Annotated in this window: 2 protein-coding genes; one reads left to right on the top strand and one right to left on the bottom strand. The window is 61.2% G+C overall.

Going from position 1 to position 5,393, the window contains the following annotated elements; genetic code table 11:
- On the bottom strand, positions 1-3,348 hold a 3,348-nt coding region (locus RTX98_RS16660; protein ID WP_312797944.1), incomplete at its 3' end, for a vitamin B12-dependent ribonucleotide reductase.
- Positions 3,349-4,017: 669 nt separating this feature from the next.
- On the opposite strand from RTX98_RS16660, the gene RTX98_RS16665 reads away from it, so the two are divergent.
- Positions 4,018-5,393: DUF6311 domain-containing protein (locus RTX98_RS16665; protein WP_312797945.1), on the top strand; the 1,376-nt coding region annotated here is incomplete at its 3' end.

The raw sequence follows: 5,393 nt of genomic DNA on the forward strand, positions 1-5,393 counted from the left end.
GCGCATCAGGCCGCGGGAATAAGGCGATGCCTTGCCTTCGTTGATGCCCTTGCCGAGCGTGGTGTTGGAAAAATCCGACACGTCGACATGCGCAAGGTCGTTGCGGCCGAGATAGGAAATCGCCAGCTCGCGGAACACGTAATCGAGGATCGAGGTCGCGTTCTTGATGGCATCGTTGCCCTGCACCATGCCGGCCGGCTCGAAGCGCGTGAAGGTGAAGGCCTCCACGAATTCTTCCAGCGGCACGCCATATTGCAGGCCGATCGAGATCGCGATGGCGAAGTTGTTCATCATCGCACGGAAGGCAGCGCCCTCCTTGTGCATGTCGATGAAGATCTCGCCGAGGCGACCATCGCCATATTCGCCGGTGTGAACATAGACCTTGTGGCCGCCGATGACCGCCTTCTGGGTGTAGCCCTGACGGCGGTTCGGCATCTTTTCGCGGTCGCGTACCAGCTTCTCGACGATGCGCTCGACGATCTTTTCGGTGACCTGCGTTGCCTGGGCAGCGGCAGGTGCCTGCAGCAGTGCTTCGATCTGCTCTTCCGCCTCGTCCTCATCATCCGAGATCAGCGATGCGTTGAGCGGCTGGCTGAGCTTGGACCCATCGCGGTACAGCGCGTTGGCCTTGAGGGCCAGTTTCCACGACAGCATGTAGGCGCTCTTGGCGTCGTCCACCGTCGCATCGTTCGGCATGTTGATCGTCTTGGAGATCGCACCCGAAATGAACGGCTGGGCAGCCGCCATCATGCGGATGTGGGATTCCACGCTGAGATAACGCTTGCCGATCTTGCCGCAGGGATTGGCGCAATCGAACACAGCGAGGTGTTCGTCCTTGAGGAAGGGCGCGCCCTCGAGCGTCATCGCACCGCAAACATGGACGTTGGCGGCTTCGATCTCCTTGCGCGGGAAGCCGAGGGCCGGCAGCATCTCGAACGAGAAGTCGTTGAGCTGCTCGTCCGTGAAGCCGAGCGCTTCCTTGCAGAAGTCTTCGCCCAGCGTCCACTTGTTGAACACGAACTTGATGTCGAAGGCCGACTTGAGCGCGGCATTGACGGCCGCGATCTTCTCGTCGGTGAAGCCCTTGGCCTTGAGCGTCGACGGGTTCACACCCGGCGCCTGGTTCAGGTTGCCGTGGCCGACGGCATAGGCCTCGATCTCGGCAATCTGGCTCTCGGAATAGCCGAGGGTGCGCAGGGCTTCCGGTACGGCGCGGTTGATGATCTTGAAGTAACCGCCGCCGGCGAGCTTCTTGAACTTCACCAGCGCGAAGTCGGGCTCGATGCCGGTGGTGTCGCAATCCATGACGAGGCCGATCGTGCCGGTGGGCGCGACAACCGTTGCCTGGGCATTGCGGTATCCGTGGAACTCACCGAGCGCAATGGCGCGGTCCCAGGCATCGCGGGCACGCTCGGCCAGTTCGGTCTGCTTGAGGTCCGATGCCACCAGCGGAACCGGGTTCACCGACAGCTTCTCATAGCCGGTGGTCTCGCCGTAAGCGGCGCGGCGATGATTGCGCATGACGCGCAGCATGGCTTCGCGGTTACGGACGTAATCCGGGAACGCGCCGAGTTCGCGCGCCATCTCGGCCGAGGTCTCATAGGCGACGCCGGTCATGATCGAGGTGAGCGAAGCACAGATCGCGCGGCCTTCCGCCGAGTCATAAGGGATGCCGGAAGTCATCAGCAAACCGCCGATATTGGCGAAGCCGAGGCCCAGCGTGCGGTACTCGTAGGACAGACGGGCGATTTCCTTGGACGGGAACTGCGCCATCATGACGGAGATTTCGAGCACCATCGTCCACAAACGTACAGTGTGCTCATAGGCCTGAACCGCGATCGTGCCGTCGCTGTTGCGATAGGTCAGCAGGTTGATCGAGGCGAGATTGCAGGCGGTGTCGTCGAGGAACATGTATTCCGAGCACGGGTTCGAGGCGCGGATCGGGCCCGCAGCCGGCGAGGTGTGCCAGTCGTTCATCGTCGAGTTGAAGTGCAGACCCGGATCAGCCGACGCCCAGGCGGCGTAGCCGATCTTTTCCCACAGGTCGCGCGCCTTCAGGCTCTTGTGAACCTTGCCGTCGGTACGGCGGATCAGGTTCCACTGACCGTCATTTTCGACTGCGCGCAGGAAGTCGTCCTTGAGCGAAACCGAGTTGTTCGAGTTCTGGCCTGAAACGGTGAGGTAGGCTTCCGAGTCCCAGTCGGTGTCGAAGGTCTTGAAGTCGATCGCGGTCTGGCCTTGGCGCGCCATCTGGATCACGCGCTTGACGTAGTTTTCCGGCACCGCGTTCTTCTTGGCGGCCTTGATCTCGCGCTTGAGCGCGGGGTTCTTGGCTGGATCGAAGCAATCGCCTTCCGGACCTTCGCAGTTGACGCAGGCCTTGACGATGGCGTCGAGGTGACGCTTGACGATCTTGGAGCCGGTGACGAGAGCCGCGACCTTCTGCTCCTCGTTCACCTTCCAGTCGATATAGGCTTCGATATCCGGATGGTCGGCATCGACCACGACCATCTTGGCCGCACGGCGCGTGGTGCCGCCCGACTTGATGGCTCCGGCCGCACGATCGCCGATCTTGAGGAAGGACATCAGCCCCGACGACTTGCCGCCGCCCGACAGACGCTCGCCTTCGCCGCGCAGATGCGAGAAGTTCGAGCCCGTGCCCGAACCGTATTTGAACAGACGGGCTTCACGCACCCACAGATCCATGATGCCGCCCTCGTTAACGAGGTCGTCACCCACGGACTGGATGAAGCAGGCATGCGGCTGAGGGTGTTCGTAGGAGGACTTCGACTTGGTCAGCTTACCTGTGAACGGGTCCATGTAATAATGGCCCTGCCCCGGACCATCGATGCCATAGGCCCAATGCAGGCCGGTGTTGAACCACTGCGGGCTGTTCGGCGCGACGCGCTGGGTGGCGAGCATGTAAGCGAGTTCGTCGCGGAAGGCCGAAGCGTCTTCTTCCGACGCGAAATAGCGGCCCTTCCAGCCCCAATAGGTCCAGGTGCCGGCCAGACGATCGAAGACCTGGCGCGCGTCGGTCTCGGAGCCATAGCGCTCGTCTTCCGGCAGTTCAGCCAGGGCGTCGAGATCGGCAACCGAGCGCCACAAGAAGGAAGGAACGTCGTTTTCCTCGACCTTCTTCAGGCGAGCCGGAACGCCGGCCTTGCGGAAATATTTCTGCGCCAGAATGTCGGCAGCGACCTGGGAGAACTGGGCAGGCACGTCGATGTCGTCCAGGCGGAACACGATCGAACCGTCGGGATTCTTGATTTCCGAAAGCGCCTTGCGGAACTCGATCTCCGCATAAGCGGACTGGCCGGGCTTGGTGAAATGCCGTGCGATGCGCATGGTTCGTCCCTTCGACGTCGTCGTCTATATCTGGGGCCTCGTGCCCGGCTCGGTGCCGCGGCGTGTGAAGGCCACCCTTTGATCTCGAACCAGCATCCTGCCGGTCCATCCCACCCAACGCGGCTTTTGCAGCCGCGCACACTACTGAAACTCGATTGATCGACCCTGAGTCTTGCGACCTCATCGATCTAGTGGGCTGGCTTCTATCCCGCCCCGTCCGCCGCATCTAGTGCAGCAATGTCACTCATCTACAAGATATAGTGTTTCGGAAGCGTAAATTTGAGAGGCTGGCGGTTCTTTGCGGCACACGAACCGCCCCTCCGCCACGCTCTGCGCGGTTGTTGCACTGCTCCCGATGATCCAGCGGTTTCAGACCTGGAGGCCAGCGACAAACAAGGCCGGCCGCACTCTCAACAGGAGCGCATGAGCCATTAAGCACCCCCTGCTGGGGCACGGTCAACGATTCGTTTCCCGCAAATAGCCGGCACAAGATATTGATCAAAAGAGTGTGGATAACGGGGACGCTTGATCTATCCGGCTTGGTTAAAACGGCGCCGCGAGCCGCTGCCGGGAAAAGTCAGCGGCCTCAAACCTTTGCCGCGATGGCTTCCCAAACCGTCCTCGCTGAGACACAACCATTGGGCGTTTCATCGAGACACTTACAACCACATGTTGCCGCAACGCTTTCATGTCCGACTAGGACCACCAGCAGCCTACGGGCTGGCGGCACTGCTCGCACTCGCCTTGGTCGCGTACCTTTATCCCGTCGCCTTCGTGCTCGGCACAAGTGGCTCGTTCGATCAAGGTGATTCGCCACAGCATGTCAGCGGATGGTTGTTGTTCGCCGCCGACGAGTGGCGCTTCCCGCTTCTCTTCACGCAGAGGTTCGCGCCACCGGAAGGTTTGCCGATATTCATGACCGACAGCATTCCGCTGGCCGCACTTGTCTTTAAGCCCTTTGCCGGCCTGCTGCCGGAAGGGTTTCATTATCTCGGGCTTTGGCATGTCGGCTTGAGGTTCGGTCAAGCGCTGACCGCCGTTTACCTCGTACGCGCCCTCGGTGCGCGGGATGCTATCAGCGCCCTCGCCGCGGCCGGGTTCGCGCTGCTGTGGCCGGCAAATCTGATGCGCATCGAACATACTGCGCTCGGCACGCATTGGCTAATCCTGCTCGCGCTCGGTCACTATTTTCGCGCTCGCGATTGGTCTGTTTTCAAAGCCACGCTTCTCTTCACCATGACCACAAGTGCAGCCTTGCTCGTCCATCCGTATCTGCTGGCCATGATCCTGCCGGTCCAGGCAGCCGAGACGGTCGACAGGATCTGGCGTACGCGCATGTGGTTGAGGCCGTTGCTTGGTCTGGCGGCGAGCCTCCTCTTCCTCGTGCTGCTCGCCTTCGTCATGGGTTATCTAGGGAACGCGTCTAACCTCGGCGGCGGGTTCGACATCTATTCCATGAACGGGCTCGCGCCGTTTTGCGGCGGTGACGTTCTGGCTTGTGTCGTGCCCGACGCCACAGGCGGCCAATATGAAGGCTTCAACTATCTCGGCCTCGGCGTCCTAATCGCGATCGTCGCGGCGGGCGCCATCTCGTGGCGAAGCATAGGCGCTTTTCTGCGCGAGCATCCCGCGCTCGCCTGCATCATCATCGGCTTCGTGTTCTACGCGCTGTCCAGTCGCATCTGGATCGGCGAATGGAAGCTCTTGAGCTATAAAATCCCGTATCCTGCGACATTGCTGACGGAAACCTTTCGCGCTTCGGGGCGGTTCTTCTGGCCGGTCGGCTTGCTGTTGATGGCGCTCGCCGTGGCAGCATTGGCGGAGAGCCAACGGCGTTGGACGCCCTTTCTCCTGATCGGCCTCGTTGTTGTCCAAGCTGCCGATATCCGCTCCTTGCTGCACAGCGTTCAGGCGCATGCGAGCCAAGCGCCGAGTTACGACTTCAAGCAGTGGCGCGCGGCATTGCCGGGTGTTCAGGCGATCGAGGTTTATCCTGCCTATGGCTGCCCCGAGCTCTACAAACAGCCTTACCCATTCCTGCAACT

Origin of the sequence: Tianweitania sp. (assembly GCF_032053605.1) — a bacterium.
Classification (GTDB): domain Bacteria; phylum Pseudomonadota; class Alphaproteobacteria; order Rhizobiales; family Rhizobiaceae; genus Tianweitania.